The following is a 26,060-nucleotide window of genomic DNA, read 5'->3' on the forward strand; positions in this document are numbered from 1 at the left end:
CGAAAGACCGTTCTTTTGACGAGGATAAAATGCCAGACATTGGGAAATACTATCCGAAGAACTTAGAAAGTATAAGGAGGTATCACCTAATGGCTGGTTTTTTGATCGCACTTCTTTCAGGAGCGTTGATGAGTGTACAGGGGGTATTTAATACGCAGGTGACAAAAACGACAGGTATGTGGGTAAGCAATGCGTGGGTGCAGTTGAGCGCCTTTGCAGTCTGTTTTCTTTTGTGGCTGTTCAATGGGAGAGACAGTGTTTTGGCAATTGCAAAAGTAGAGCCAAAGTATATGCTTTTGGGCGGTGTCATAGGAGCAGGAATTACTTGGACGGTCATCCAGAGTATGGGCGCGCTGGGCCCCGCAAAAGCAGCGCTTCTGATTGTGATTGCACAGCTTATTGTGGCGTATGTAATTGAGCTTTTCGGGCTGTTTGGCATGGAGAAAGAACCGCTGGATTTAAGAAAAGTAGGAGGGCTTGTACTTGCGCTCATAGGAATTACAATTTTTCAGTGGGAATAAGCTGGCGAGAATTTAAGCGTAACAAAGATGTAACAAAAATGTAATTTATGTATTGTAATTTAATCAGGAATTCGTTACAATATGATTGTCCGACATAAAGGGGTATTCCGACAGTTTATATAGACTGAAAGGAAAGATTATGCGAGACAATCGAAAACATACAATTCTTCTGCGGGTTCTGACGGGAGTGCTCGCAGGTGTTTTATTATCCGGCTGTAAAAGCAGCCAGCAAGATTCCCTGAAAGAAGCGGCTTTAGAGACAGAAGTAGTTTCGGAGGAAAAAGCAGAAGAAAAGGACGGAGATACTGTAGACAAACAGGACGAGAAAGAAGAGAAAAGTGCCGGTCAGGAAGAAGATACGGCATTTGTCTATGTGTGTGGAGCAGTCATATCTCCAGGAGTATATGAATTAGACAGCAGTGCGCGTATATATGAAGCAATCGCATGTGCCGGCGGCGTGACAGAAGAGGCGGCGCAGGAGGCTTTGAATCAGGCTCGTAAAGTTGTGGACGGAGAACGAATCTATGTGCCGACAAAGGAAGAGCTGGCGGATGGAACGTTTGAAGATATAGCCTCTGCGGACGGGGTTGTGGAAGAACCAGGAGGTTCGGATAATGGTGTGCAGGGAAAAATAAATATTAATACGGCTGGATTGGAGGAACTTAAAACTTTAAGCGGAATTGGTGATGCGAAGGCACAGAGTATCATAAGATACAGAGAAGAAAACGGGGCTTTCCAGAATATCGAGGACGTGATGAAGGTTGAGGGAATCAAAGAGGGAGTATTTAATAAAATAAAAGATGAGATTACGGTATAGTTAAGGGAGATAGGGCGACGAGGAGTATGAGTAAGAAAATCTTAGTAGTGGATGACGAAAAATTAATTGTGAAGGGGATTCGCTTCAGCCTTGAGCAGGACGGTATGGAGGTAGACTGTGCCTATGATGGGGAGGAGGCTTTGCAGTATGCAAAAAATTGTGAATACGATCTGGTTCTTCTAGATGTCATGCTTCCCAAGCTGGATGGCTTCCAGGTCTGCCAGCAGATCCGCGAATTTTCGGATATGCCGGTTGTGATGCTGACTGCGAAGAGTGAAGATATGGATAAGATACTGGGACTGGAATACGGGGCAGACGATTACATTACAAAGCCCTTTAATATTCTGGAGGTGAAGGCGCGGATTAAGGCGATCATGCGCCGTACATCTAAGAAAAAAGAGATGCCGAACAGTCCGGTTATTGTCAAAGGGGCTATGCGTATTGACTGTGAAAGCAGAAGGGTGTTCATTGGGGACAGAGAGATCAATCTGACGGCAAAAGAATTTGATGTATTGGAACTTCTGGCAATGAATCCAAATAAAGTGTACAGCAGGGAAAATCTGCTGAATCTGATATGGGGATATGATTACCCCGGAGACGCAAGAACGGTGGATGTACATATACGGCGTTTAAGAGAGAAAATAGAGATTAAGCCAAGCGAGCCGAAATATGTACATACAAAGTGGGGAGTGGGTTATTATTTCCAGGGGTAAAGTTCGTTTTAAACTGAAAGATAAAATTATAAAGAATCTGCGGTTTCGTATTATCTTAGTGATTTTCTGCGCAGGACTGTTGCCATGCGCAGGTGCGTATCTGGGAATTACCAGGGCCTATGAAGCAAGGGAGATATCTGTGCGAACCGCGCAGATTCAGAATCAATGTACAATTCTAAGCAATCAACTGAACAGCTACAACTATCTTAAGGATTCTTCTTCCGAAGTTATCAATGCCAATTTAACACAGCTTACCAATATTTATAATGGCCGGGTCATGATCGTCAATCGTGATTTGAAGGTGATCAAGGATACATACGATTTAGATGAGGGTAAGACCATTGTTTCGAAAAATGTCGTGGAGTGTATGAAGGGAAACAGCACCAATGACTACGACAGCAGGAATCAGTATATTGAAGTGACCTCTCCGATTATGGATTCCAAAGGAAAAGAGATTACCGGGGTTATGCTGGCAAGCGTGTCTACAGATACCATTACAAATAACTTAAAAATCTTAAAAACAAACAGTCTTGTGATTATCGCAGGGGTGATGATTTTCGTCGCTGCATTTGGGGTGTTGATAGCGGACAGAATGGTACGTCCTCTGCATAAGATTACAAAGTCAATTGAGAATGTATCTGAAGGATACGGAGAGGATGTACTGCACGAGAACACATTTACCGAGACAAGGCTGTTAAGTGAAGCATTCAATAAAATGCTGGGAAGACTAAAACAGTTGGACGATTCCAGAGAGGAATTTGTCTCCAATGTCTCCCATGAGTTAAAAACACCGCTTACTTCTATGAAAGTGCTGGCAGATTCTCTGCTGGCACAAAAAGAAGTGCCTGTAGAGCTTTACCAGGAATTTATGGGAGATATTGCAAAGGAAATCGATCGGGAAAATGATATTATCACCGATCTTTTATCCCTCGTAAAGATGGATAAAAAAGGGACAACCTTGAATATTGCATCTGTGAATATCAATGAGATGCTGGAACTTATTCTAAAGCGCCTTAAGCCAATCGCAGAGAAGAAAAATGTAGAGGTGGTACTGGAAAGCTTTCGTCCGGTCGTGGCAGAGGCTGATGAGATGAAGCTGTCATTGGCAGTTTCCAATCTGGTAGAAAATGCACTGAAATATAACCATGAAAATGGTTGGGTTCATGTATCCCTGAACGCGGATCATAAATATTTTTATGTAAAGGTGGCAGATTCTGGAATTGGGATTCCAAAAGAGGATCAGGAACATATTTTCGAACGCTTCTACCGGGTAGACAAGTCCCATTCCAGAGAGATGGGCGGCACAGGGCTTGGACTTTCGATTGTGCGCAATGCGGTGATTATGCACAGAGGGTCTGTGAAGGTGTACAGCAGTGAAGGAGAGGGGACGACATTTACAGTGAGGATTCCTCTGATTTATACAGGAGCTTAAGGGAGGCGGAAACGGTGAAGAAAAAAAGAATGATTTTAATTCTATTCTGTGTAAGCTTTACAGTGTTGCTTTTCGCCTGTAATAAACGTACGGATGTAAAAGAGGGAGATTCCTTTATCTATTGTCTGGATGAAGACAGGACTGGACTTGTCAAGGTGGCATACAGCATGGAAGGGAAGGAGCCGCTGGATCTTGCACAAGCGGTGCTCAAGGAATTAAAAAGGCCGGCAGAGGAAATTGCATATACGACGGTGCTGCCGAAAGATGTAGAGGTGCAGTCATGTGAGCTGAAAGGAAGCATACTGTATGTTGATTTTAACGAAAATTATTTAAAAATAGACGGATTGGAAGAAAAATTGGTGAGGGCGGCTGTTGTACAGTCTCTTTTGCAGATTGATGGAATCAGTGGGGTGCGGTTCCACGTAGAGGGAGAAGAACTTAAGGACAGTGAGGGGCAGGAAATCGGAATGATGAATGCAGATGACTTCGTACAGAATACCGGTTCTTCTCCGAGTTCCTATCAAAGCGCGTCCCTTACCTTATATTTTGCCAATGAGAAAGGGGATAAGCTGGTGGAACAGACAATGGATGTGAAATACAGCAGCAATATTTCGAGGGAAAAGTTGATTGTAGAAAAGCTGATGCAGGGACCAAAAAAAAGCGGGGCTTATCCGACGATCAATCCATCAGCGAATCTGTTAGGAGTGACAATCAAAGACGGAATCTGCTATGTAAATTTTGACAGTGAATTCTTAAACAGTACATACGATGTGCTGCCGGAAGTCACGATCTATTCGATTGTAAATTCCCTTGTTGAGGGGACGTCCGCTTCGGAGGTTCAGATTACAGTGAACGGAGAATCCAATGCAGTCTATATGGAACAGGTGGACTTAAAGCATCCTCTCAAACCAGATATGGAGTGGACACAACAGTAGTATCAGATGCGAAAAAGACCATTGTGCATGCTGTCTCTTTTCCTTTTGGGAACTTTGACAGTGTTATCCGGAGGGTTCCGGCTTACAAAAGACTGGAACCCTTCTGCGATAGAAAAAACGATTGCTTCAAAAGAGCATATCACTGTAAGCGGAACGGTATATAAGAGAGAAGAAAAAACGAATGTGCAGGCGCTCTATATAAAAGAAGCACAGATAGTCTGTCAAAAACAAATCTTAAAAGAATCTAAACTTCTGGTTTATATCAAACCAAATCTATCCAGAAAACAGGTGAAAATAGGAAATCAAGTAGCTATAGAGGGAACGGTCTCGTTTTTTGAATCTGCGAGAAATCCAGGGAATTTTGATCAAGAGTTCTATTACCGCAGCCAGGGAATTCATGCCCTTATATGGGCGGAGGAAATAGAAGTTGTCAGTGCAGAGACAAAAATGATGAAAGAAAAACTGACAGAAATAAAAAACTGCTGGAAACATAAGCTGATCCAAATAATGGGAGAGTATTATGGAAACAGTACCAGTGCAATTTTACTTGGGGAAAAGAACGGGCTTGACGAAACAATGAAGGAGAGTTTCCGGAAAAATGGAATCGGTCATATTCTTGCGATCTCCGGGCTTCACATGTCCTTTATCGGGATGGGACTGTATAAAATACAGAGGCGCTTTGGATTTCCTTTTTTTATATGTGGCGGGAGCGCTGTACTGTTGCTCCTTTTTTATACGGTGATGACCGGAGCAGGAATTTCAAGCCGGAGAGCCTTGCTTATGTTTGGTATTCGGATGGGGGCAGAGATAACCGGAAGAAATTATGACATAGCGACAAGCCTTTCTTTGACAGCGGCTGTTCTTGCAATAACCTCTCCTCTTTCTGTAATGGATGCCTCTTTTCAGCTCTCTTTCGGGGCGATTGCAGGGCTTGTCCTTTTAACTCCTATCCTAGAAGAAAGCTGGATGCGCAGAGAGGAAAAAGAAAACGAGCACAAACAAAAAATAGTACAGAAATGCAGAGTAAAATTGAAACAGGGAATCTGTGCCAGTATGGCTGTAAATCTGTTTTTAACTGCGCCTCTGATGTACTTTTACTTTGAAATTCCCACATATTCTTTGCTTTTGAATGTTTTGGTGATTCCTTTGATGCCTTTTTTTATGGCGGCCGGGCTGACAGGCTCTGTACTGCTTTTGTTTGCAGAAAGCGCAGGAGAAAAAGTGCTGTTTATATGCAAAGGAATTCTGTGGTTTTATGACCGTATATGTTCGCTTGCAGAGAGACTTCCAGGAAACCGTATCGTGACAGGAAGACCGCAAAAAGTGTATATAGTGTTATATTATAGTGTGATACTGGGTATTTGTATCTGGTTTTATTGTAAGAATGAACAAGGGAAAAGCAGCAGTACAGATACATGTAAGAGACAGAGAAGACGAAGAGCGCTGGCAGCATCGGCGGGGGTTCTCGGAGCAGCTTTTGGCTTTCTTTCTATCTGTATATGCAGCTATCGTATATGTACGGGAATAGAGATGACGGTCTTGGATGTTGGACAGGGAGACGGTATTTTTATAAGAGGGCCGGAAGGAAAATGTTATCTGATAGATGGAGGCAGCAGTGATGTCTCCTCTGTAGGAAAGTACAGAATAGAACCATATTTATTGTCCAGGGCGGCAGACACATTGGATTATGTTTTTCTTTCCCATGGGGATGAGGATCATGTGAATGGGATAGAGGAACTGCTGGCAAATCAAGCGTTAGGCATACGGATAAAAAATCTAGTTCTCCCTCCCAAAAGTGCTTGGGATGAGAGGATAGAAGAAACAGCAGATATTGCTGTCCAAAATCAAACGCGGATTGTCTTAATGGGAGAGGGGGACAGCCTGAAGGAGGAAGAAATGACGATTACCTGTATGTATCCGGAAACCAGATACAGTGGAGAAACAGGAAATGCAGCTTCTATGGTATTAGATATTTCTTATGGGAAGTTTCAATGTTTGCTGACTGGAGATATAGAGGCGCACAGTGAAGCAGAACTTCTTAAAAAAGGACTACAAGGGAAATATGATGTTCTTAAAGTGGCACACCACGGTTCAAAAGGCTCCAGCCAGGAAGCATTTCTGGAAGAAATAAGGCCGACAATTGCTTTGATTTCAGCAGGGATAGACAATCGATACGGACATCCGCATGAAGAGACAGTAAGAAGATTGAAGAAGTATGGCTGTAAAGTATATTCTACACAGGACAACGGAGCGATCACTATAAAAAGCGACGGGAAAAGTATGCAGTTAAACGGATATATATTGAAAAAGGAATAGTACAATATACTTTGTTTGGGCAGAGACAGCTGCGGAAACTGTCTCTGCCCCTTTCTATCTTTATCTATTTGAAATTTAACTTTAGGTAGTTGTAGGAACGGTGTAGGAAACATTGTATTCAATCCACCGCAGCCAGATGGAAACTCTGGCGCCATTTTTAGAAGAAAACAGACGTACTATACAGGTAGACCATAAGGAAGAAACGGGATTCTGCTGCCGGACTGTGAGCCAGTATTGTTCCTGTGAATCTGCATAGATGGTTCCATCCAAAACAATCTGGCCGGTAACTTGAACATTATCAAAATATTGTGCTTCTGGACTGCCTAGGCCATAAATAGTCGTCCGTATAATATCAGCCGTGACAGGCGTCGCAGTATCCTTTGCACGTACGGATAGCTGAATGGTGTTCCCACCGGTTTTTAGATAATTAAGAATCAGATTTTCTATAGGAAGGTTAAAACTACTGTTGGTAGCAGACATATTTAAGGCATAAGTTGTAAAGGTAGGAAACAGGTTTGGCGTCGTAGTGGTCTGTCCGTTGCTGGTGAAGGAAAGTTTATAAGAAACAGGTGTATTTTCACTTACAGTGACAACGGGCCCTGGTCCTGTGGGTCCTGTAGTTCCGATTGCACCGGTAGGGCCGGTGGGCCCGGTAGGTCCGATTGGCAGAGTAAAATCTAAGGAAATTCCTGCAGCATTCGGATTTGATATTATATTTGCTTCGGTACCAGATGTGACATTTCCTACAGTAACTGCTGGAAGTGGTCCGGTGGGTCCAGTAGGCCCAATATCACCTTTTTCTCCCTGCGGCCCTTGTTCACCGGCAGGACCAGTAGCGCCAATATCGCCTTTTTCTCCCTGTAGTCCGATGGCGCCAGTGTCACCCTTTTCCCCTTTAGGTCCTTGCTCGCCAGTAGGCCCGGTGTCGCCTTTTTCTCCTTGAAGTCCCTGAGCACCAGCAGGTCCAGTAGGCCCGGTGGCTCCGGTGTCGCCTTTCTCCCCTTGAGCGCCAGTAGCACCAGTAGGTCCGGCAGGCCCAGTGTCGCCTTTTTCTCCTTGAGATCCTTGAGCACCAGTAGGCCCAGTGGCTCCGGTGTCGCCCTTCTCCCCTTGAGCGCCCTGAGCGCCAGTAGCACCAGTAGGTCCGGCAGGCCCAGTGTCGCCTTTTTCCCCTTGAGGTCCTTGCGCACCAGTGGCGCCAGTAGCACCGGCAGGTCCGGTGTCGCCCTTTTCCCCTTGAGGTCCTTGTTCGCCGGTAGCACCAGTAGGCCCGGTGGCACCGGGGTCACCCTTTTCGCCTTGTGTTCCAGTAGCACCCATAGGTCCTTGCTCCCCCTGCGGTCCGGGACAACCCATATTGCCCTGTGGTCCCTGTGGTCCGGTCTCCCCTTGAGGCCCTTGTTCCCCCATAGGTCCCTGTTCGCCTTGCATTCCGCGCTCTCCTTTGTCACCCTTTTCTCCTTTTGGTCCAACAGGCCCCATCGGCCCAATATCTCCTTTCGGACCGACAGGGCCAGTATCTCCTTTCGGTCCCATAGGTCCAGGATTTCCTTGAACACCTTGTGGCCCCACAGGTCCGATGTCTCCTTTTGGACCGACGTCTCCGCGTACGCCCTGGGGACCGCGTGGCCCTTGGATTCCAGCCATACCTCTTGGACCGGCTGGTCCGGGACAGCCCATGTCTCCTTTCATTCCTTGGGGACCGCGTTCGCCACGTGGTCCGGGAGGTCCCATAGGCCCTTGCGGTCCGGGAGGCCCTTCTGGCCCTTGTGGATATTGGATAAAACTATCGTTTCCTGTAGAAGGGCAAGATTGATTTCTTTTTGAAAAATTACAGCCATAGCAATTCATTTACACTCTCTCCAAAAAATAAATAATAGGTTAGTTCATTTTATGCAGGGGAAAATTTTACGGTCACTTATTCTGTGAGCAGAGGGATAAAACTCTTGTCAAACAGGAAGAAATTCATATATAATAGAGAAGTTATGAAGAGTTTGAATGAAGATTTAAAAACAGGACAATTTAAACAGGTCTATCTGCTTTATGGAGAAGAAGGATATTTAAAAAGGCAGTATAAGGAACGATTTACAAAAGCGATGCTCCCCGAAGGAGATACGATGAACTATGCGTATTATGAAGGTAAGAACGTGGATGTAAAAGAGGTGATTGATTTAGCAGAGACATTGCCTTTCTTTTCAGAGCGCCGTCTGCTGGTATTTGAGAATACCGGCTTTTTTAAGAGTGCAGGAGCAGAGCTGGCAGAATATGTAAAAGAGATGCCGCAGACAACCTTTTTTGTATTTGTGGAAAATGAAGTGGACAAGCGCAGTAAGTTATATAAAGCAGTGAAAGCAAAAGGACGCATTGTGGAGCTTTCTGCGCAGGACGAAGCAACCTTGAAACGGTGGGTTGCAGGGATTGTGCGCAAAGAGAACAAACAGATTTCAGAAAACTGTATTGTATATCTTTTAAATAAAATAGGGACAGATATGGAGAACATACAGCGGGAACTTGAAAAGCTGTTTTGTTATACATTAGAGAAGGAAAGTATTACAAAGGAAGATATTGATGCAGTCTGTGTTACACAGATTACGAACCATATTTTCGATATGGTCAATGCAGTTGCAGAAAAAAAACAGAAAAAGGCGCTGGACTTATATTATGAATTGCTCGCTTTAAAGGAACCGCCTATGCGGATTTTCTTTCTTTTAACAAGACAATACCGGATTTTATTTCATGTAAAAGATTTGCTTCACAAAGGATACAGCAGGAAAGAAATTGCAGCAAAGGCAGGACTACACCCATTTGCAGCAGGAAAATATATGGAGCAGGCAAACTATTTTAAAAGCAGAGAGCTGCGTCTGATTCTGGAAGATGCGGCGGAGATTGAACAGAGAGTAAAAACAGGGCTCTTGACGGATAATTTGGCGGTAGAATTATTTTTGGTGAAATATGCAGCCGCAAGTTAGGGAGAAAAAGCAGATAAAATCAAGGAAGCGGACAGGAGGAACATAAAAGTGTCAGAGATAGAACAGAATAAAATACGTAATTTTTGTATTATCGCCCATATTGATCATGGAAAATCAACACTGGCAGACCGGATCATTGAGATGACGGGACTTTTGACAAGTCGGGAGATGCAGTCCCAAGTGCTGGACAATATGGAATTAGAAAGAGAGAGAGGCATTACGATCAAGGCACAGGCGGTCAGAACCGTTTATAAGGCGAAGGATGGAGAAGAGTATATCTTCAATTTGATAGACACTCCGGGGCATGTAGACTTTAATTATGAAGTGTCTCGAAGTCTCGCGGCATGTGATGGAGCGATTTTGGTAGTAGATGCAGCGCAGGGGGTAGAGGCGCAGACGCTGGCAAATGTATATCTTGCTTTGGATCACGATTTAGATGTGATGCCGGTGATTAATAAGGTTGATTTACCAAGTGCAGAACCGGAACGTGTAAAAGAGGAGATAGAAGATGTTATCGGAATTGAGGCAGACGAGGCCCCTCTTATATCGGCGAAAACGGGCATGAATGTAGAGGAGGTACTGGAACAGATCATTACGAAAATTCCCGCACCGAAAGGAGATGCGAAGGCGCCTCTTAAGGCTCTGATCTTTGATTCTGTGTATGATTCCTATAAAGGGGTCATTGTATTTTGCAGAATCAAAGAAGGCACTGTAAAAAAGGGCACCCCGATAAAAATGATGGCAACAAAGGCTACGGCAGATGTGGTGGAAGTAGGATATTTTGGCGCGGGACAGTTCATTCCATGTGAGGAATTAAGCGCCGGGATGGTTGGATATATTACAGCGAGCCTTAAAAATGTAAAAGATACCAGAGTAGGAGATACGGTGACAAATGCGAAAGAGCCATGTGCCGAGCCTCTTCCAGGTTATAAAAAAGTAAACCCGATGGTTTACTGCGGGTTATATCCGGCAGACGGAGCAAAATATCCCGATCTGCGGGATGCCTTAGAAAAACTACAGCTAAATGACGCGGCTCTGCAATTTGAAGCAGAAACTTCTGTAGCGCTGGGATTCGGGTTCCGCTGTGGATTTTTAGGACTTCTGCATCTGGAGATTATTCAGGAACGTCTGGAGAGAGAGTATAATCTGGATCTAGTAACGACGGCACCGAGTGTTATATACAAAGTGCACAAGACAAATGGAGAGGTCATTGATTTGACAAATCCGACAAATTTGCCCGATCCCGCCGAGATTGATTATATGGAAGAACCGATGGTAAAAGCCGAGATTATGGTTACATCTGAATTTATCGGCGCGATTATGGATCTGTGCCAGGAACGGCGGGGCGTATATCAGGGTATGGAATATATCGAAGAAAAGCGTGCGGTACTTCACTACCACCTTCCGTTAAATGAAATCATTTATGATTTCTTTGACGCATTGAAGTCCAGGTCGAGGGGATACGCTTCTTTTGATTATGAAATGCTGGGATATGAGCGCTCTGAACTGGTGAAGTTAGATATTCTTATTAATAAAGAAGAAGTAGATGCTCTGTCGTTTATTGTATTTAGCGGAAGTGCATATGAGAGGGGCAGAAAAATGTGCGAAAAATTAAAGGAGGAGATTCCGCGTCAGCTTTTCGAGATCCCGATTCAGGCGGCGATTGGAAGTAAAATTATCGCACGTGAGACTGTACGCGCGATGCGCAAAGATGTCCTTGCAAAATGCTATGGAGGAGATATTTCGCGTAAGAAAAAGCTTCTGGAGAAACAAAAAGAAGGAAAGAAGCGTATGCGCCAGGTAGGAAATGTGGAAATTCCGCAGAAAGCATTTATGAGTGTCTTAAAGTTGGATGATGACTGATATGAAAAAAGAATTAGAACTGTATTTGCATATTCCGTTTTGTGTCAGAAAATGTGCATATTGTGATTTTCTGTCCAACGCTGCAGAGGATAAGACAATCAAAAGATATGTAAATGCATTGATAAGAGAGATAGAAAGCTGCCGTAGAGCGTTTCAAGAGTATACAGCAGCGACAGTATTTATGGGCGGAGGAACTCCGTCCATTTTAGCAGGGACAGAAACAGTACGGATTTTTCGTGCGCTGTATGAAAATTTTGAATTTGCAAAAGAACCAGAGATTACGATAGAAGTAAATCCAGGTACAGTAACGTGTGAAAAGCTGGAATTATGGAAAAATGCAGGTATCAACCGCCTAAGTATCGGATTGCAGTCTGCTGACAATCGAGAATTGAAACTTTTAGGCCGGATACATACGTTTGAGGACTTTCTAGAGACGTACACAAAAGCAAGAGAAGCTGGTTTTACAAACATCAATGTGGATTTGATTTCAGCTATTCCAGGGCAGGTTGCTGCCGACTGGGAACAGACACTTAGAAAAACTGCGCAGCTGGAGCCGGAGCATATTTCAGCGTACAGTCTGATGATAGAGGAAGGAACTTTGTTTTATGACTGGTATGTAAAGGGCGGACATAGGGGAGGCAAAAAAGAGATTCCCCCGCTTCCCGGTGAGGAGGAAGACCGCAGGATTTATAAAAAGACAAAAGAAATTTTAAAAGAGTATGGATATGTGCGGTATGAGATTTCAAACTACGCAAAAGAGGGATATGCCTGTCGGCACAATTTAGGATACTGGGAACGGAAAGAGTATTTAGGGCTTGGATTAGGGGCCGCTTCTCTCATAAATGAACAGCGGTTTGCCAATACAGCGAGCTTGTCAGAATATCTAAATGCATTTGAAAAAAGAAAAGCTTCGTATTCTTCCGTGAGAGTAGGAAGAGAAACTTTGCATATACAAGAGCAGATGGAAGAGTTTATGTTTTTGGGGCTCAGGAAAATGGAAGGAGTTTCACGTTCTGAATTTGCACGGAAATTTCAAAAAGAATTAGAACATGTATATGGAGTACAGATTAAGGAATTAAAAGAGCGTGGACTGCTGGAAGAAAAAAAAGACTTTCTTTTTCTGACAGAATTTGGAATAGATGTCAGTAACTATGTATTCGAGCAATTTCTGGATCCATAGAAAGGCTGACCTGTCACATATTTCCTAAAAAAAATATAAACAGTGTTGACAAACGTAAACCCTAGTGCTATCTTAGTATACGTAAGGTGTTAGCACTCAAAACTAAAGAGTGCTAATAAACTTTAGGAAAGGAGAGACAGATGGTAACGGGCGAAGGATTGAATGAAAGAAAACTGACGATATTAAAAGCAATCATCCGGAACTATCTTGAAACGGGAGAACCGGTTGGCTCACGAACCCTTTCCAAATATACAGAGCTGAATTTAAGCTCTGCGACAATCCGAAATGAGATGGCGGATTTGGAAGATTTGGGGTATATCTTCCAGCCCCATACATCTGCAGGAAGGATTCCTTCTGACAAAGGGTATCGACTGTATGTCGATATGCTGATGGAAGAAAAGGAGCAAGAGATTACGGAGCTGAGAAATACAATGCTGGAGAAGACAGACAAGGTCGATCAGGTATTGAAGCAGGCGGCGAAGGTGCTTGCAGCGAATACAAATTATGCGACGTTGGTATCTGCTCCTGTAAACAACCGCAATACATTAAAATTTATCCAGCTTTCCCAGGTGGATGAAGAACAGATTGTGGCTGTAATTGTAATGGGAGGAAACGTAATCAAGAATAAGATTATTGAAGTTGGCGAAAGCTTAAGTAATGAAAACCTTCTGAAGCTGAACATGCTGCTGAATACAACACTTAACGGTATGTCGATTGACCAGATTACACTGGGACTGATTGCCCGCTTAAAAGAGCAGGCAGGAATTCACAGCCAGGTCATTGGTGATGTGCTGGATGCGGTGGCAGAGATTATTCATGTGGAAGACGACATGGAGATCTATACCAGCGGGGCTACGAATATTTTTAAATATCCAGAATTAAGTGATAAGCAGAGTGCCCAGGAAATTATCAGTGCTTTTGAAGAAAAACAGCAGCTTGCCGATTTGGTGACGGAGACGCTTGCCAGTGAGGAAAATCATGGTATTCAGGTTTATATTGGAGATGAGGCGCCTGTCAAGACAATGAAGGACTGTAGTGTCGTGACAGCGACATATGAACTGGGGGAAGGTATGAAAGGAACCATCGGTATCATCGGTCCGAAGCGTATGGATTACGAGCATGTTATGAATACGCTGAAAACTCTGCAAAGCGAGTTGGATGCGATTTACAGCAAAGAGCCGAAAGAATAGGAAGGTGAAAAATTAGTGGATGAAAAGATGAGCAAAGAAGATATGGTAAAAGAAGCAGTAGAAGAGGCAAAAGCAAAGGCGAATGAAGAACAGAACAAACAAGATGACGATGTGAAAGAAAAAGAGCCCAAGTCATCTGCAGAAGAAGCACAAAAAGAAGAACAGCCGGAAGAAAACCAAGAGGCGGTTCCAGAAGAGGAGGCTTGTGAAAACGACAAGCCAGAAAAGAAAAAATTGTTCGGAAAGAAGCCAAAGAAAGACAAGAAGGATGAGAAGATTGAAGAGCTTACCGATCGTCTGACACGTCAGATGGCAGAGTTCGATAATTTCAGAAAGCGTACAGAGAAAGAAAAGTCTCAGATGTATGAGATTGGCGCAAAGGATGTGATTGAAAAAATCCTTCCTGTAGTGGACAATTTTGAGAGAGGACTCGCGGCAGTGGCGGAGGATGAAAAAGCAAGTCCGTTTGCAGAAGGAATGGAAAAGATTTATAAGCAGCTGATGACGACTTTAGAGTCCATGGAAGTGAAGCCGATCGAAGCGGTTGGCAAAGAGTTTAATCCGGATTTCCATAATGCGGTGATGCATGTGGAGGATGAAGAATTAGGAGAGAACATTATTGCAGAAGAATTTCAGAAAGGTTACACATACAGAGACAGCGTGGTAAGGCACAGTATGGTAAAAGTAGCAAATTAACTGTAAATATTAGAATAAAGAAGATTACAAATCAATGAAGGAGGACATTTACTATGGGAAAAATAATAGGGATTGACTTAGGTACGACAAACAGTTGTGTGGCTGTTATGGAAGGTGGCCAGCCGACTGTTATTGCGAATACGGAGGGCGCCAGAACAACCCCATCTGTTGTGGCATTTACAAAGAATGGAGAACGTCTGGTTGGTGAGCCGGCGAAGCGCCAGGCAGTAACCAATGCGAGCAGAACCATTTCTTCTATCAAAAGGGAGATGGGTTCCGATCATAAAGAGGATATTGATGGAAAGAAATATTCTCCGCAGGAAATTTCTGCGATGATTTTGCAGAAGTTAAAAGCAGATGCAGAAGGGTATTTAGGAGAGAAGGTAACAGAAGCGGTTATCACTGTTCCGGCGTATTTCAATGACGCACAGCGTCAGGCTACAAAAGATGCCGGAAAGATCGCGGGCTTAGACGTAAAACGTATCATCAACGAGCCTACAGCGGCAGCACTTGCTTATGGACTGGACAATGAAAAAGAACAGAAGATTATGGTATATGATTTAGGTGGTGGTACATTTGATGTATCTATCATCGAGATTGGCGACGGTGTTATTGAAGTACTCGCAACAGCTGGAAATAACCGGCTTGGCGGTGATGATTTTGACCAGAAGATTACAGACTATATGCTCGCTGACTTTAAGGCAAAAGAGGGAGTAGATTTATCTACAGATAAAATGGCTCTCCAGAGACTGAAAGAAGCAGCAGAGAAAGCGAAAAAAGAGCTCTCTTCTGCGACAACGACAAATATCAATCTTCCATTTATTACAGCAACGGCAGAAGGGCCGAAGCACTTTGACATGAACCTGACAAGAGCAAAATTTGATGAACTGACAAGGGATCTGGTAGACAAGACAGCAGAGCCGGTTAAAAGAGCACTCTCCGATGCAGGTCTGACAGCGTCAGAATTAGGGCAGGTATTGCTGGTAGGTGGATCTACACGTATTCCTGCTGTTCAGGAAGAAGTAAAACGCCTGACAGGAAAAGAGCCAAGTAAATCCTTAAATCCAGATGAGTGTGTTGCACTGGGAGCTTCTGTACAGGGCGGTAAGCTTGCCGGAGACGCAGGTGCAGGGGATATTCTTCTTCTGGATGTTACGCCGTTGTCACTGTCTATCGAGACAATGGGCGGAGTGGCTACAAGGCTGATTGAGAGAAATACAACGATTCCTACAAAGAAGAGCCAGATTTTCTCTACAGCGGCAGACAATCAAACGGCCGTTGACATCAATGTAGTACAGGGTGAGAGACAGTTTGCAAAGGACAATAAGTCTCTTGGACAGTTCCGTTTGGATGGAATCCCACCGGCTCCACGTGGAATCCCGCAGATTGAAGTTACATTTGACATTGACGCAAACGGTATTGTAAATGTGTCTGCAAAAGATTTGGGAACAGGAAAAGAGCAACATATTACAATTACAGCAGGTTCCAATATGTCCGATGCGGATATCGACAAGGCAGTGAAAGAGGCTGCAGAATTCGAGGCACAGGACAAGAAGAGAAAAGAAGCAATAGATACAAGAAACGAAGCAGATGCTATGGTATTCCAGACAGAGAAAGCGCTTAAGGAAGTAGGCGATAAGCTGGATGCAAATGATAAAGCGGCGGTTGAGGCAGATTGCCAGGCATTAAAGGACGTCCTTGCAAAATCCACTCCAGAGGAGGCAACAGATGCACAGGTAGCTGAGATCAAAGCTGCGAAAGAGAAATTGATGGAAAGTGCACAGAAACTTTTCACAAAGATGTATGAACAGGCGGGAGCTGGTGCAGGTGCGGGAGCAGCAGGTGGTCCGACACCAGAAGCAGGTCCGGCGCCAGATGGTTTCCAGGGTGATGATGTTGTAGATGGAGACTATAAGGAAGTCTAAGAGCACCTTAAAAGATTCTGCCAAGCTGCCAGAGTGCAGCTTTGCAGAATCTTTCTTGAGTATATACAAGATGAATGAAAGAGTGAAAGGTAGAGTATAGGATTATGGCAGAGTCAAAAAGAGATTATTACGAGGTGCTTGGAGTAGGCCGTGATGCGGATGATGCTGCGATCAAGAAGGCGTACCGCGTTCTAGCAAAAAAGTACCATCCGGATATGAATCCGGGAGATGCCGAGGCGGAGAAGAAATTCAAAGAGGCATCAGAAGCGTATGCAGTGCTCAGTGACCCTGATAAACGTCGGCAGTATGATCAGTTCGGGCATGCGGCATTTGAAGGCGGCGCTGGGGGAGCAGGGGGCTTCGGCGGTTTTGATTTTAATGGCGCGGATTTCAGTGACATTTTTGGAGATATTTTTGGAGATTTGTTTGGCGGCGGCAGAAGAAGCGGCCGGGCGGGCAATGGTCCGATGAGAGGAGCAAATATAAGGAAAAGTATCCGAATCACATTTGAGGAAGCTGTTTTTGGATGTGAGAAAGAGCTGGATTTGATACTAAAAGATCCATGTGAGTCGTGTCATGGAACCGGAGCAAAACCAGGGACAACGCCGGAAACATGTCCAAAATGCGGAGGAAAAGGCCAGGTGGTATATACTTCCCAGTCATTCTTTGGTACGGTGCAGAATGTACAGACATGTCCAAACTGCGGCGGTTCGGGAAAGGTGATCAAGGAGAGATGTCCTTCTTGTTCGGGAACAGGTTATACATCCAGCAGGAAAAAGATCAAAGTAACAATTCCGGCAGGAATTGACAATGGGCAGAGTGTGCGTATCCGCGACAAAGGAGAGCCAGGCGCAAACGGTGGCCCAAGAGGGGATCTGCTGGTGGAAGTAAATGTTTCCAGACATCCGATCTTCCAGAGACAGGATGTGCATATTTTCTCCACAGTTCCGATTTCATTCGCACAGGCAGCTTTAGGTGGGGATGTGAGGATTCCGACGGTAGACGGTGACGTGCTTTATACAGTGAAACCTGGTACAAAGACAGATACGAAGGTACGCCTGAAAGGAAAAGGGGTGCCGTCTCTTAGAAATTCGCAGGTGAGGGGCGATCATTATGTAACATTAGTGATTCAGACGCCGGAGAAGTTAAGCCAGGAGGCAAAAGAAGCATTGCGCAGGTTTGATGAACTGACAGGAAATACACTTCACCAGAATGAGGCTGTATCAGAGAAAAATGAGAAGAAACCTAAGAAAAAAGGATTTATGGATAAAGTAAAAGAAGCATTTGAGGAATAAAAGCATGAAAATGCCGCAGGCCATTATTGAAATGGCGCTGCGGCTTTTTTATCTGTTTTGATAATAGAACACAGCAACCTGTGTACGGTCGCGTAAGTTTAGTTTATCCAGAATGGTGCTTAAATAATTGCGTACGGTGCCTTCGCTTAAATATAATTGGGAGGCAATCTCTTTATTGCTGAAGCCTTCAGCGATCAGCCGGATAATATCTAATTCACGTTCATTGATATCGCAGGAAGCATAATCGAAAGATGCCTGTCTCTGTATCAAATCAGGGAGACGGGATACAATCTGATCGCCAAAGACGGTCTGGCCTGAACAGACTGCCTGTATAGCAGGAGCAATATTTTGATAATCTTGTTTCAAAAGATATCCCTTCGCCCCTAATTTCAATGCCTTTACAATATATTCATCATCAGAAAAGGTGGTCAGAAGCAAGATTTTTGCATCCGGGAATTCATCTAATATCTGTGCCGCGGCGTCCAGCCCGCTTACCTCTTTCATGCGTATATCCATCAGGAGTACGTCTGGATGGTGTTCTCTGTATAGGCGGAGAGCTTCCCGTCCGTCATTTGCAGTCGCTGCTATTTCAAATTCAGGTACAGCAGCAAGAATCATCTGTAAAGCACTTACAACGAGGCAGTCGTCATCAATCAGTATCAATTTCATATTGTTATCTCCTTTGGAACTGTAATAAATATTTTAAATCCGTTGTCTGTCAGTATATGCAGATTACCGTGCAGGGAATGTACCCGTTCTTCCATATTGGCAATTCCGATACCATCAGTTTCAAGCGTACATGCAGAGCCGTTATCTTCAATGCAAAGCTGATAGAGGGCAGGGTGCTCCCGGATTAATACAGAAGCCCTTGTGGCATTGCTGTGCCGCATAATGTTGGACAGCGCTTCTTTCGTAATGCTGATAAAGCTGTATTTTATCTCTCTGGGCACCTCTCTGCCGCAGTCGTAGATATAATGGACAGGACAGAAGGTGAAATCTTTTATCAGAGTTTGGATTGCATCTTCCAAATTGACTGCTTCATCATGGAGATCATGGACGCTGCTTCGAATGGAATCCATAGCAGAATTCAGCGTGTCCTCCAGAGAGTCGACAGCGGTATTTAAACGGGCGTCGGTATTGGTAGTTTTAACAGCGCCCAGCAAAAGGAGAGAACGGGATAGAAGATGTCCTACATTGTCATGGATTTCTCTGGCAATCCGGTTGCGTTCACGCAAAGTCGCGGCATAGATTTCATAATTTTGTTTTTCCATCAATGAACGGTTCTTTTCCGTCAGTAGAATGTCTCGCTCTCTGCTGTCATCCTGCGTATGCAAAAAACGCTTTTCTAAAGAGTCATAGCAGGCAGCCTGATATTGCAGCCAGAAGGATAAAAGGATGCCGAAAAGAACGAGCAAAGGGACTGGATAAGCAAAAGGATGTTCTACTGTGAACAGGAAAAAGATAATGCCGCCCATGACAGTAAGTATATACCACTTTTTTAGGAAAATCACATAGAAATAAACAGGATAAAAACAGAAAAAATCGGGACAGACTAAAACAGCCAGAAAACCGCAGGCACATAATATAGAAAGAAAAAGGTCCTGCCTGAGGATACGACTCAGACAGCAAAAAACCAGAGCAATTAAAAAAGAAAATACATAGGAAAGATCCGCCTTTGTAAAGAAAAGGCATAAAATACCTGTCAGCAGCAGTAAACAAAGATTTATGAAATGCTTCATAGTACGATGTAATATGCCCTCCTTTTTTTATATTCTGTTTCTATTATAGTATAAAAGAAAACGAAGAGCAAAGAAAAAAAGGAATATGTGACATTTATCATATGGAAGGGATGACAGATTACACTACAAAGAAAAGGATTCTCTATGTATACTTAAAGACAACAAAAGGAAGGAGACAAAGACAAAATGATTGAAATAAAAAATCTTGTAAAACGGTACGGGAATTTAGTTGCTCTGGACTATTTTAATCTGGAAGTAGAAGAAGGAGAGATATTTGGACTGCTGGGGCCAAACGGAAGCGGCAAATCCACAGCGATAAACTGTATGCTGTCGCTTTTAAAATATGACAGAGGAAGTATTAAAATCTTTGGAGAAGAAATGGCGCCGGATAATTATAAAGTGAAAAAGCAGATAGGAATTGTGTTTCAGGACGTCGCTGTGTTTGAGGAGCTGAATGTCTATGACAATGTGGACTATTTTTGTGGCTTGTATGTCAAAGAAAAAGGAAAGAGAAAGCAGCTTGTAGAAGAGGCGATTGAGTTTGCAGGCATGAAAGAATACCGTAAAACTTATCCGAAAAAGCTTTCCGGCGGTCTGCTTCGGAGACTGAATATCGCTTGCGGGATTGCACACAAGCCCCGCCTTATTATCATGGACGAACCGACAGTGGCAGTAGATCCGCAGAGCAGAAATAAGATTTTAGAGGGGATAAAAGAGCTGAATCGCCAGGGTTCCACGATCATCTATACATCCCACTATATGGAAGAAGTAGAGCAGATCTGCACAAAGATTGCAATTATGGATCACGGCAGAAGCATTGCGGCAGGAACGAAAGAGGAACTGAAAAGTATGATAAAGACAGGCGAGACACTGACGATTGAGGCGGTTTTTGTGACGGCGGAACAAATACAGGAAATCAAACAAATTCCACATGTCTTTGACGTGGAGTACAAGGAACAGATTTTGACAGTGCGCTGTACGAAGGCGAAACATAATCTGATTCGGCTCCTTACATTTTTACAAGAGAGGGAGATTAGCTTTGGACGGGTATTTTCAGAGCTTCCTACACTGAATGATGTATTCCTGGAAATTACAGGAAAACAGCTTCGGGATTAAAGGAGGGGAAAACATGTTGGATTTAATGAAATATATAGGAAAGGCAAAGATTAGGAAATTCGATATTGTATTCTGGCCGTTTCTCTTTCCTTTGATTCTTGCTACATTTATGTATCTGGCGATTGGGAATATGGAAGATGCTGATTTTGAAACGATTCCGGTAGCTGTAGTGGAACAAAAGGGGGAAAATTTAGAAGAAGAACAGATGAAAGAAGCGTTTTTTACGTTTTTGAGTGAAGTAAGTGATGAGGCAGATGCAGAGAACAGACTGGTTCATATAGAGGAAATGTCAGAAACAGAGGCAAAAAAAGCGCTGGAAGAAAGAAAAGTAGACGGTATTTTTTATGCAGGGAAAGAGATTTCTCTGACAGTAGGGCGAAATGGTATTTCACAGAGCATTCTTCAGATATTACTGGAAAATTACGAGAATGGGAAACAGGTGCTTCTTAATATAAGCCAGGCGCATCCTGAGAAAATGGAAGCGGCAATAAAGAGTCTGTCTGAATTTGACACACGGATTTCCCAGGTATCTTTAGGTGGAAAGACTATGGATGGAACGGTACAGTTTTTCTATGCGCTGATTGGAATGGCATGTCTGTACGGCTGTTTTATCGGATTTGGCGCCGCGATGTCCCTACAGGCAAATCTTACGGTACTGGCAGCGCGAAGATGTGTAAGTCCTGTACACAAAATGAAGCATATTCTGATAGAAATGGTTATATCTTTTGCTTTGCATTTCTTCAATGTACTTGTACTGCTCCTTTATTTAAGATACGTGTTAAAGCTGGAATTTAACGGGGATTTTTTGCAGATGCTTCCGGTGGCTTTGCTTGGAAGTATGTTAGGGGTTGCTTTAGGGCTGTTTGTCAGCAGTATCGGGAAGATGAGAGAGGGAGTAAAGATTGGAATTCTGCTTGCGGTTTCTATGATATGCAGCTTTCTTGCGGGGCTGTTTAACGGGACAATGAAAGATGCTGTGGAGCGCAGTGTACCATTTCTCAACCGTATCAATCCGGCAGCGGTGATTTCAGATGCACTTTACTGCATCAATGTATATGACGATCCGGTACGGTATACAAAGAATCTCGTCTTACTTGGTGTCTTATGTATAGCAATGGTGCTGGGAGCATTTTTATTAGTGAGGAGGGAACGTTATGACAGTATTTAAGGCATATATGAAAATTGCGAAGAAGAATCTATGGCTGTTCGTAATGTATCTTGTCATTTTCTTTGCAGTTACCAGTATCTTTCAAAAGGTAAAGGGTTCGGCAGAGGAAGAAAGCAAGTCCGGATACCGGACGGAGAGTATCCCCATTGGAATTGTAGATGAGGACAAGGGGAAGCTTGCAAAGAGTTTGAAAGACTACTTGAGCAGGACAAATGAAATTCTTTCTCTGGAGAATGATAAGGAAGTATTGCAGGAAAATTTGTTTTACCGAAATGTAGAGTATATTCTGTGGATACCACAAGAGTTTGAAAAGACATGCATTACTGGAAATGAGAACCTGCGTGTCGTAAAGGTACCGGACTCTTCAGCCGGATATTATATCGACCAGCAGATAGACAGCTTCTTAAATTATGCAAAAGTATATAAGGCAGCAGGTTTTACAGAGGAAGAGACAGCAGAGAAAATGAATGAGGTCGATAAAGCGAATGTTACACTGGCAGATCTGAGTGGAAATGACGGAAAAACACCGGAGCATGTATTCTATTATCAGTATATGCCCTACCTTATATTGAGCGTCATCTGTTATATGCTGGGCTATATTTTGCTGGGATTTCGAAAAGGAGAGCTGCCTCGCAGAATGCAGGCATCCGCTATACCAAAACGCAGGCAGAGTGCAGAAGGTCTTCTGGCAGCAGGAATCCTGTCACTGGTACTGTGGGGAATTGTGACAATCGCTGGAATCATGTTGTACGGACAGCCATTTATAAGAAGTGAAGGCTTTGCCTGGTTTCTTGTGAATTCTCTTGCTCTGGTGGCGGTTGCACTTGCGCTTGCCTACCTGTGCGGTATGTGCATCAAAAATTCCACATCCTTAAGTGGCCTGGTAAATGTGCTTACGCTTGGAATGTGTTTTCTGTGCGGGGCATTTGTACCTCTTGAGTATTTAAATAAAGGGGTTAAGACAGCGGCACAGTTTCTTCCGGTATATTGGTATGAAAAGGTGAATGGAATATTGGGAGAATTTGGCACGATTGCCGGCAGTGTCAGAACAGAAGTTCTACAGGGAATTGGAATACAGCTAGTATTTGCAGCGGCGCTTGTGTGCGTGACCTTTGCAGTTTCGAGGGAAAAATACTAGACTATTAGGCGGTATACCTTATCGGGCGAAGCCCGCCTTCCCGAAGGGAATGCATTACGGTATGCCCTTTTGGGTATACCTTATCGGGCGAAGCCCGCCTTCCTGAAGGGAATAATTTACGGTATACCCTTTTGGGTGTACTTTACAGCTCTTTTAAAAAACTGATATAATAGCGGATGTAGAAAAGAGACAGATGAGAGGGAAAGTATGTTTTTAAAAGAGAGGGAAAATTATCTAGGGATAGACTGGAAGGTATTTTACCGCAATGTTTTTGCACTGGTTGTTCCAATGGCGTTGCAAAATTTGATCAACGTAGGAGTGACAGCGGCAGATGTCATTATGCTGGGCAGAGTAGGAGAAAAGGTGCTTTCAGGTGCTTCACTGGCAGGGCAGATACAGTATATTATGACACTGTTTTTATTCGGGCTTACATCGGGAGCAACTGTATTGACTGCCCAGTATTGGGGAAAGAAAGACAGAAAGGCGATAGAGAAAATTCTGGGTATGACAGTGAAGGCGGCAATTCTTGTGACGGCGGTTTTTACCGTAGCAGCGCTTTCGATACCGGATTTACTGATGCAGATTTTTACAAATGATCCGACTGTCATAGAGCAGGGAGCTATGTATCTGCGTATTGTTGCTTTCTCTTATGTATTGATGGGGATTACACAGGGATATTTGTATGTTATGCGGAGTGTAGAACGGGTAGTTGTTGCAACCGTCGTCTATTTGCTTTCGCTTTTGTGTAATGTTGTGTTAAATTCTATCTTTATTTTTGGCTTGTTGGGATGTCCGGCAATGGGGATAAAAGGTGCGGCGCTTGGAACGCTGTGTGCGAGAGTATTGGAAGTATGTCTTGTGGCAGGGTATGCCAAAATCTTTAACAAAGAGATAAAGCTTAGGGTTACTTATATCTGGCATACCGATAAAACTTTGTTTTCTGATTTTATGAAATATTCGCTTCCAGTGGTGGCAAATGAGATCATGTGGGGGCTTGGAACCGCCGCCAATACCGCTATTTTAGGTCATATGGGCAGTGCGGCGGTGGCGGCGAATTCGGTAGCGCAGGTGGCCAGGCAGCTTGCAACGGTTGTGGCATTTGGGCTTGCCAGTGCAGCGGCGATTTATCTGGGAAAGACAATCGGAGAAAAGAAAATGGAACATGCAAAAGCCTATGCGAGAAGATTCATTCAGCTTAGTGTTCTTATGGGACTTGCGGGGGGAATCTTGATTCTGGCGGCAGCTCCGATTGCAGCAGCGGTGTTGTCACTGACAGCGGCAGCAAAAGAATATCTGAAATTTATGTTTTTTGTGATGTCTTATTTCGTTGTAGGACAGGCTTGGAACACAACAATGGTAGTAGGTATTTTCCGTTCGGGCGGAGATACTCGTTTTGGCCTTGTGCTGGATGTAGGAACAATGTGGGGATGCTCGATATTGATTGGCTTTATTGCAGCATTTGTATTGCATTTTCCTGTTCCGGTTGTGTATATGATTTTGATGAGTGATGAAATTGTGAAATTTCCGATTACATATCTGCGGTACAGAAGCTATAAATGGCTGAAAATTGTTACGCGCGAGGAGGTATAAACACAGGTCAACATGAATAAAAAACGTGTTATTCTTTAGAAAATATGTTATACTGTATATTGTCTTACGTTTACAAGAATCATGCGTGTTCAGGCAAACGTAGCGTCGGTGTACAAGGGGCAATACGGTCGCTGAAGGGCAAATTTAAGCCGCTTTGTCGTTACTTTCACTCCGCGTACGTCTTTGTACGCGTCGTTCAAGTACCTAAAAGAGACTTAAATTTGTCTCTTCACGACTCTCAGACCTCAACCGCAGAAATTTCGGTGCTTTTCAAGGCAGACGATTGAGGTGTACTGGAGTATGCCGATTGAGGATAACGCTGAAAATCGCTGGAATTACGCGATTTGAGACGTGTTGCCCATTGTACACCGACGCTAAGGTATCTGTATAAAAAACATATACCTAAAAGGGCATACCGCAATACACTCCCTTTGGGAGAGCGGGCTTCGCCCGATAAGGTATACCCCAAAGGGTATACCGCAATACATTCCCTTCGGGAAGGCGGGCTTCGCCCGATAAGGTATAAGAAGAAATGAAAAGAAATCAGAGAGAAGGTATGAAATGATGGCAGAAGAACAAAATAATGGAGGATGTTCAGAGTCTTCGTGCGCGGGATGTGAACATGCGTCTACATGTGAAAGTAAAAAAGAAGATTTCCGTGTACCGGCAAATATGTATACGCAGGTAAAAAAGGTGATTGGAGTTATCAGTGGGAAAGGTGGAGTTGGAAAATCCCTTGTGACAGCGTCTCTGGCGCGTATGATGCGTGAAAAAGGATATACGGTAGGAATCCTAGATGCAGATATTACGGGACCGTCTATTCCCAAAATGTACGGAGTACACAGCATGGCGCGCGGTACTGAAGATGGAATTTTACCATGTATTGCAAAGGACGAGACAAGGATTATGTCTGTAAATCTTTTGATGGAGGATGAGTCTGCCCCAGTAATCTGGAGAGGGCCGGTAATTGCAGGAGTGGTAAAGCAGTTCTGGTCAGATGTAATGTGGGGAGATTTGGACTATCTGTTTGTAGATATGCCTCCGGGAACAGGAGATGTGCCATTGACCGTATTTCAGTCTCTTCCTGTGGACGGTGTGGTGATTGTGACGTCTCCGCAGGATCTGGTACAGATGATTGTAAAGAAGGCATATAATATGGCGAAACAGATGAATATTCCGGTACTTGGAATTGTGGAGAATTACAGTTATATAAAATGTCCAGACTGCGGAAAAGAAATGAAGGTATTTGGAGAAAGCCATATTGATGAAATTGCGTCAGAGCTGGAAATTCCAGTACTTGGAAAGATGCCGCTGGATCCTGTTATCGCAGAGGCAGTGGAGGCTGAAAAGTTTTATGAGGCGCAAAATCCATACCTAAAAGAGATAGAGCTATAAAAATGTAAAGATAAGTCTACACGCTGACGTATAATCTGGAAGGATTTGACACATAATTATCT

The 26,060-nt window shown here is 43.7% G+C and carries 21 protein-coding genes; 18 read left to right on the forward strand and 3 right to left on the reverse strand.

The features are described from left to right. The first annotated feature begins 89 nt into the window (after nt 1–89). The 6 genes from H8S37_RS00650 to H8S37_RS00675 all read left to right on the forward strand — a co-directional run bounded on the left by H8S37_RS00650 (nt 90) and on the right by H8S37_RS00675 (nt 6,734). Entirely contained in the window at nt 90–521 is a 432-nt protein-coding gene (locus tag H8S37_RS00650) for a DMT family transporter (protein ID WP_186874139.1), read from the forward strand. Nucleotides 522–660: 139 nt separating this feature from the next. Beyond that, nucleotides 661–1,338: a helix-hairpin-helix domain-containing protein gene (locus H8S37_RS00655; protein WP_186874140.1), complete on the forward strand. Its 678-nt coding sequence runs from the start codon at nt 661–663 to the stop codon at nt 1,336–1,338. Nucleotides 1,339–1,364: 26 nt separating this feature from the next. Continuing rightward, the gene (locus H8S37_RS00660) at nt 1,365–2,051 is read left to right on the forward strand and encodes a response regulator transcription factor (RefSeq protein ID WP_186874141.1); all 687 of its coding nucleotides are present in this window, start codon (nt 1,365–1,367) and stop codon (nt 2,049–2,051) included. Continuing rightward, nucleotides 2,008–3,483, forward strand: a complete 1,476-nt coding sequence (locus H8S37_RS00665; protein WP_186874142.1) for a sensor histidine kinase — start codon at nt 2,008–2,010, stop codon at nt 3,481–3,483. The genes H8S37_RS00660 and H8S37_RS00665 overlap by 44 nt, the downstream gene beginning before the upstream one ends. 14 nt (nt 3,484–3,497) lie before the next feature. Continuing rightward, the gene (locus H8S37_RS00670) at nt 3,498–4,418 is read left to right on the forward strand and encodes a GerMN domain-containing protein (protein WP_330604789.1); all 921 of its coding nucleotides are present in this window, start codon (nt 3,498–3,500) and stop codon (nt 4,416–4,418) included. A gap of 6 nt (nt 4,419–4,424) precedes the next feature. Then, nucleotides 4,425–6,734 (forward strand): DNA internalization-related competence protein ComEC/Rec2, encoded by a 2,310-nt coding sequence (locus tag H8S37_RS00675; protein ID WP_243207026.1) that lies wholly within the window; start codon nt 4,425–4,427, stop codon nt 6,732–6,734. An 81-nt stretch (nt 6,735–6,815) separates the two neighbouring features. Here the strand turns inward: H8S37_RS00675 and H8S37_RS00680 are convergent, their stop codons facing one another. Next, nucleotides 6,816–8,585: a collagen-like domain-containing protein gene (locus tag H8S37_RS00680; protein ID WP_186874143.1), complete on the reverse strand. Its 1,770-nt coding sequence runs from the start codon at nt 8,583–8,585 to the stop codon at nt 6,816–6,818. Between the two features lie 134 nt (nt 8,586–8,719). On the opposite strand from H8S37_RS00680, the gene holA reads away from it, so the two are divergent. The 7 genes from holA (at nt 8,720) to dnaJ (ending at nt 17,852) form a co-directional block, all read left to right on the forward strand. Then, nucleotides 8,720–9,703, forward strand: a complete 984-nt coding sequence (gene holA / locus H8S37_RS00685) for a DNA polymerase III subunit delta (protein ID WP_186874144.1) — start codon at nt 8,720–8,722, stop codon at nt 9,701–9,703. A 48-nt stretch (nt 9,704–9,751) separates the two neighbouring features. Next, complete coding sequence (gene lepA, locus H8S37_RS00690) at nt 9,752–11,566, forward strand: translation elongation factor 4 (protein WP_186874145.1); 1,815 nt, start codon at nt 9,752–9,754, stop codon at nt 11,564–11,566. A gap of 1 nt (nt 11,567) precedes the next feature. Then, nucleotides 11,568–12,746: a radical SAM family heme chaperone HemW gene (gene hemW, locus H8S37_RS00695; protein WP_186874146.1), complete on the forward strand. Its 1,179-nt coding sequence runs from the start codon at nt 11,568–11,570 to the stop codon at nt 12,744–12,746. Nucleotides 12,747–12,886: 140 nt separating this feature from the next. Then, nucleotides 12,887–13,936 carry a heat-inducible transcriptional repressor HrcA gene (hrcA, locus tag H8S37_RS00700; RefSeq protein ID WP_186874147.1) on the forward strand — a complete coding sequence of 350 codons (1,050 nt, stop codon included), beginning with the start codon at nt 12,887–12,889 and terminating at the stop codon, nt 13,934–13,936. 27 nt (nt 13,937–13,963) lie between these two features. Then, the gene (grpE, locus tag H8S37_RS00705; protein WP_186875717.1) at nt 13,964–14,632 is read left to right on the forward strand and encodes a nucleotide exchange factor GrpE; all 669 of its coding nucleotides are present in this window, start codon (nt 13,964–13,966) and stop codon (nt 14,630–14,632) included. Nucleotides 14,633–14,685: 53 nt separating this feature from the next. Further along, on the forward strand, nt 14,686–16,557 hold the full coding sequence (gene dnaK / locus H8S37_RS00710; protein WP_186874148.1) for a molecular chaperone DnaK: 1,872 nt from the start codon (nt 14,686–14,688) through the stop codon (nt 16,555–16,557). A 104-nt stretch (nt 16,558–16,661) separates the two neighbouring features. Beyond that, nucleotides 16,662–17,852 carry a molecular chaperone DnaJ gene (gene dnaJ, locus H8S37_RS00715; protein WP_186874149.1) on the forward strand — a complete coding sequence of 397 codons (1,191 nt, stop codon included), beginning with the start codon at nt 16,662–16,664 and terminating at the stop codon, nt 17,850–17,852. A gap of 48 nt (nt 17,853–17,900) precedes the next feature. Here the strand turns inward: dnaJ and H8S37_RS00720 are convergent, their stop codons facing one another. Then, on the reverse strand, nt 17,901–18,521 hold the full coding sequence (locus tag H8S37_RS00720; protein WP_186874150.1) for a response regulator: 621 nt from the start codon (nt 18,519–18,521) through the stop codon (nt 17,901–17,903). Next, the gene (locus H8S37_RS00725) at nt 18,518–19,327 is read right to left on the reverse strand and encodes a sensor histidine kinase (RefSeq protein WP_243207028.1); all 810 of its coding nucleotides are present in this window, start codon (nt 19,325–19,327) and stop codon (nt 18,518–18,520) included. The genes H8S37_RS00720 and H8S37_RS00725 overlap by 4 nt, the downstream gene beginning before the upstream one ends. Nucleotides 19,328–19,777: 450 nt before the next feature. Here H8S37_RS00725 and H8S37_RS00730 point away from each other — a divergent pair, with 450 nt between their 5' ends. The 5 genes from H8S37_RS00730 (at nt 19,778) to H8S37_RS00750 (ending at nt 25,998) form a co-directional block, all read left to right on the forward strand. Then, nucleotides 19,778–20,707, forward strand: coding sequence for an ABC transporter ATP-binding protein (locus H8S37_RS00730; protein ID WP_186874152.1), 930 nt, complete (start codon nt 19,778–19,780; stop codon nt 20,705–20,707). 13 nt (nt 20,708–20,720) lie between these two features. Then, nucleotides 20,721–21,875, forward strand: a complete 1,155-nt coding sequence (locus H8S37_RS00735; protein WP_186874153.1) for an ABC transporter permease — start codon at nt 20,721–20,723, stop codon at nt 21,873–21,875. Further along, nucleotides 21,862–23,013: an ABC transporter permease gene (locus H8S37_RS00740; RefSeq protein WP_186874154.1), complete on the forward strand. Its 1,152-nt coding sequence runs from the start codon at nt 21,862–21,864 to the stop codon at nt 23,011–23,013. Before H8S37_RS00735 ends, H8S37_RS00740 begins: the two co-directional genes overlap by 14 nt. A gap of 207 nt (nt 23,014–23,220) precedes the next feature. Further along, nucleotides 23,221–24,603, forward strand: a complete 1,383-nt coding sequence (locus tag H8S37_RS00745; protein ID WP_186874155.1) for an MATE family efflux transporter — start codon at nt 23,221–23,223, stop codon at nt 24,601–24,603. Between the two features lie 564 nt (nt 24,604–25,167). Beyond that, complete coding sequence (locus H8S37_RS00750; RefSeq protein ID WP_186875718.1) at nt 25,168–25,998, forward strand: P-loop NTPase; 831 nt, start codon at nt 25,168–25,170, stop codon at nt 25,996–25,998. Nucleotides 25,999–26,060 lie beyond the last annotated feature (62 nt).

This window comes from Mediterraneibacter hominis, assembly GCF_014287475.1.
GTDB lineage: Bacteria > Bacillota > Clostridia > Lachnospirales > Lachnospiraceae > Mediterraneibacter > Mediterraneibacter hominis.

Bases quoted from the DNA above. Each gene is read 5' to 3' on its own strand.
- H8S37_RS00650 (WP_186874139.1), top strand. From the start codon at position 90: ATGGCTGGTTTTTTGATCGCACTTCTTTCAGGAGCGTTGATGAGTGTA.
- H8S37_RS00655 (WP_186874140.1), top strand. From the start codon at position 661: ATGCGAGACAATCGAAAACATACAATTCTTCTGCGGGTTCTGACGGGA.
- H8S37_RS00660 (WP_186874141.1), top strand. From the start codon at position 1,365: ATGAGTAAGAAAATCTTAGTAGTGGATGACGAAAAATTAATTGTGAAG.
- H8S37_RS00665 (WP_186874142.1), top strand. From the start codon at position 2,008: ATGTACATACAAAGTGGGGAGTGGGTTATTATTTCCAGGGGTAAAGTT.
- H8S37_RS00675 (WP_243207026.1), top strand. From the start codon at position 4,425: ATGCGAAAAAGACCATTGTGCATGCTGTCTCTTTTCCTTTTGGGAACT.
- H8S37_RS00680 (WP_186874143.1), bottom strand. From the start codon at position 8,585: ATGAATTGCTATGGCTGTAATTTTTCAAAAAGAAATCAATCTTGCCCT.
- holA (WP_186874144.1), top strand. From the start codon at position 8,720: ATGAAGAGTTTGAATGAAGATTTAAAAACAGGACAATTTAAACAGGTC.
- hemW (WP_186874146.1), top strand. From the start codon at position 11,568: ATGAAAAAAGAATTAGAACTGTATTTGCATATTCCGTTTTGTGTCAGA.
- hrcA (WP_186874147.1), top strand. From the start codon at position 12,887: ATGGTAACGGGCGAAGGATTGAATGAAAGAAAACTGACGATATTAAAA.
- grpE (WP_186875717.1), top strand. From the start codon at position 13,964: ATGAGCAAAGAAGATATGGTAAAAGAAGCAGTAGAAGAGGCAAAAGCA.
- dnaK (WP_186874148.1), top strand. From the start codon at position 14,686: ATGGGAAAAATAATAGGGATTGACTTAGGTACGACAAACAGTTGTGTG.
- dnaJ (WP_186874149.1), top strand. From the start codon at position 16,662: ATGGCAGAGTCAAAAAGAGATTATTACGAGGTGCTTGGAGTAGGCCGT.
- H8S37_RS00720 (WP_186874150.1), bottom strand. From the start codon at position 18,521: ATGAAATTGATACTGATTGATGACGACTGCCTCGTTGTAAGTGCTTTA.
- H8S37_RS00725 (WP_243207028.1), bottom strand. From the start codon at position 19,327: ATGGGCGGCATTATCTTTTTCCTGTTCACAGTAGAACATCCTTTTGCT.
- H8S37_RS00730 (WP_186874152.1), top strand. From the start codon at position 19,778: ATGATTGAAATAAAAAATCTTGTAAAACGGTACGGGAATTTAGTTGCT.
- H8S37_RS00735 (WP_186874153.1), top strand. From the start codon at position 20,721: ATGTTGGATTTAATGAAATATATAGGAAAGGCAAAGATTAGGAAATTC.
- H8S37_RS00740 (WP_186874154.1), top strand. From the start codon at position 21,862: ATGACAGTATTTAAGGCATATATGAAAATTGCGAAGAAGAATCTATGG.
- H8S37_RS00745 (WP_186874155.1), top strand. From the start codon at position 23,221: ATGTTTTTAAAAGAGAGGGAAAATTATCTAGGGATAGACTGGAAGGTA.
- H8S37_RS00750 (WP_186875718.1), top strand. From the start codon at position 25,168: ATGGCAGAAGAACAAAATAATGGAGGATGTTCAGAGTCTTCGTGCGCG.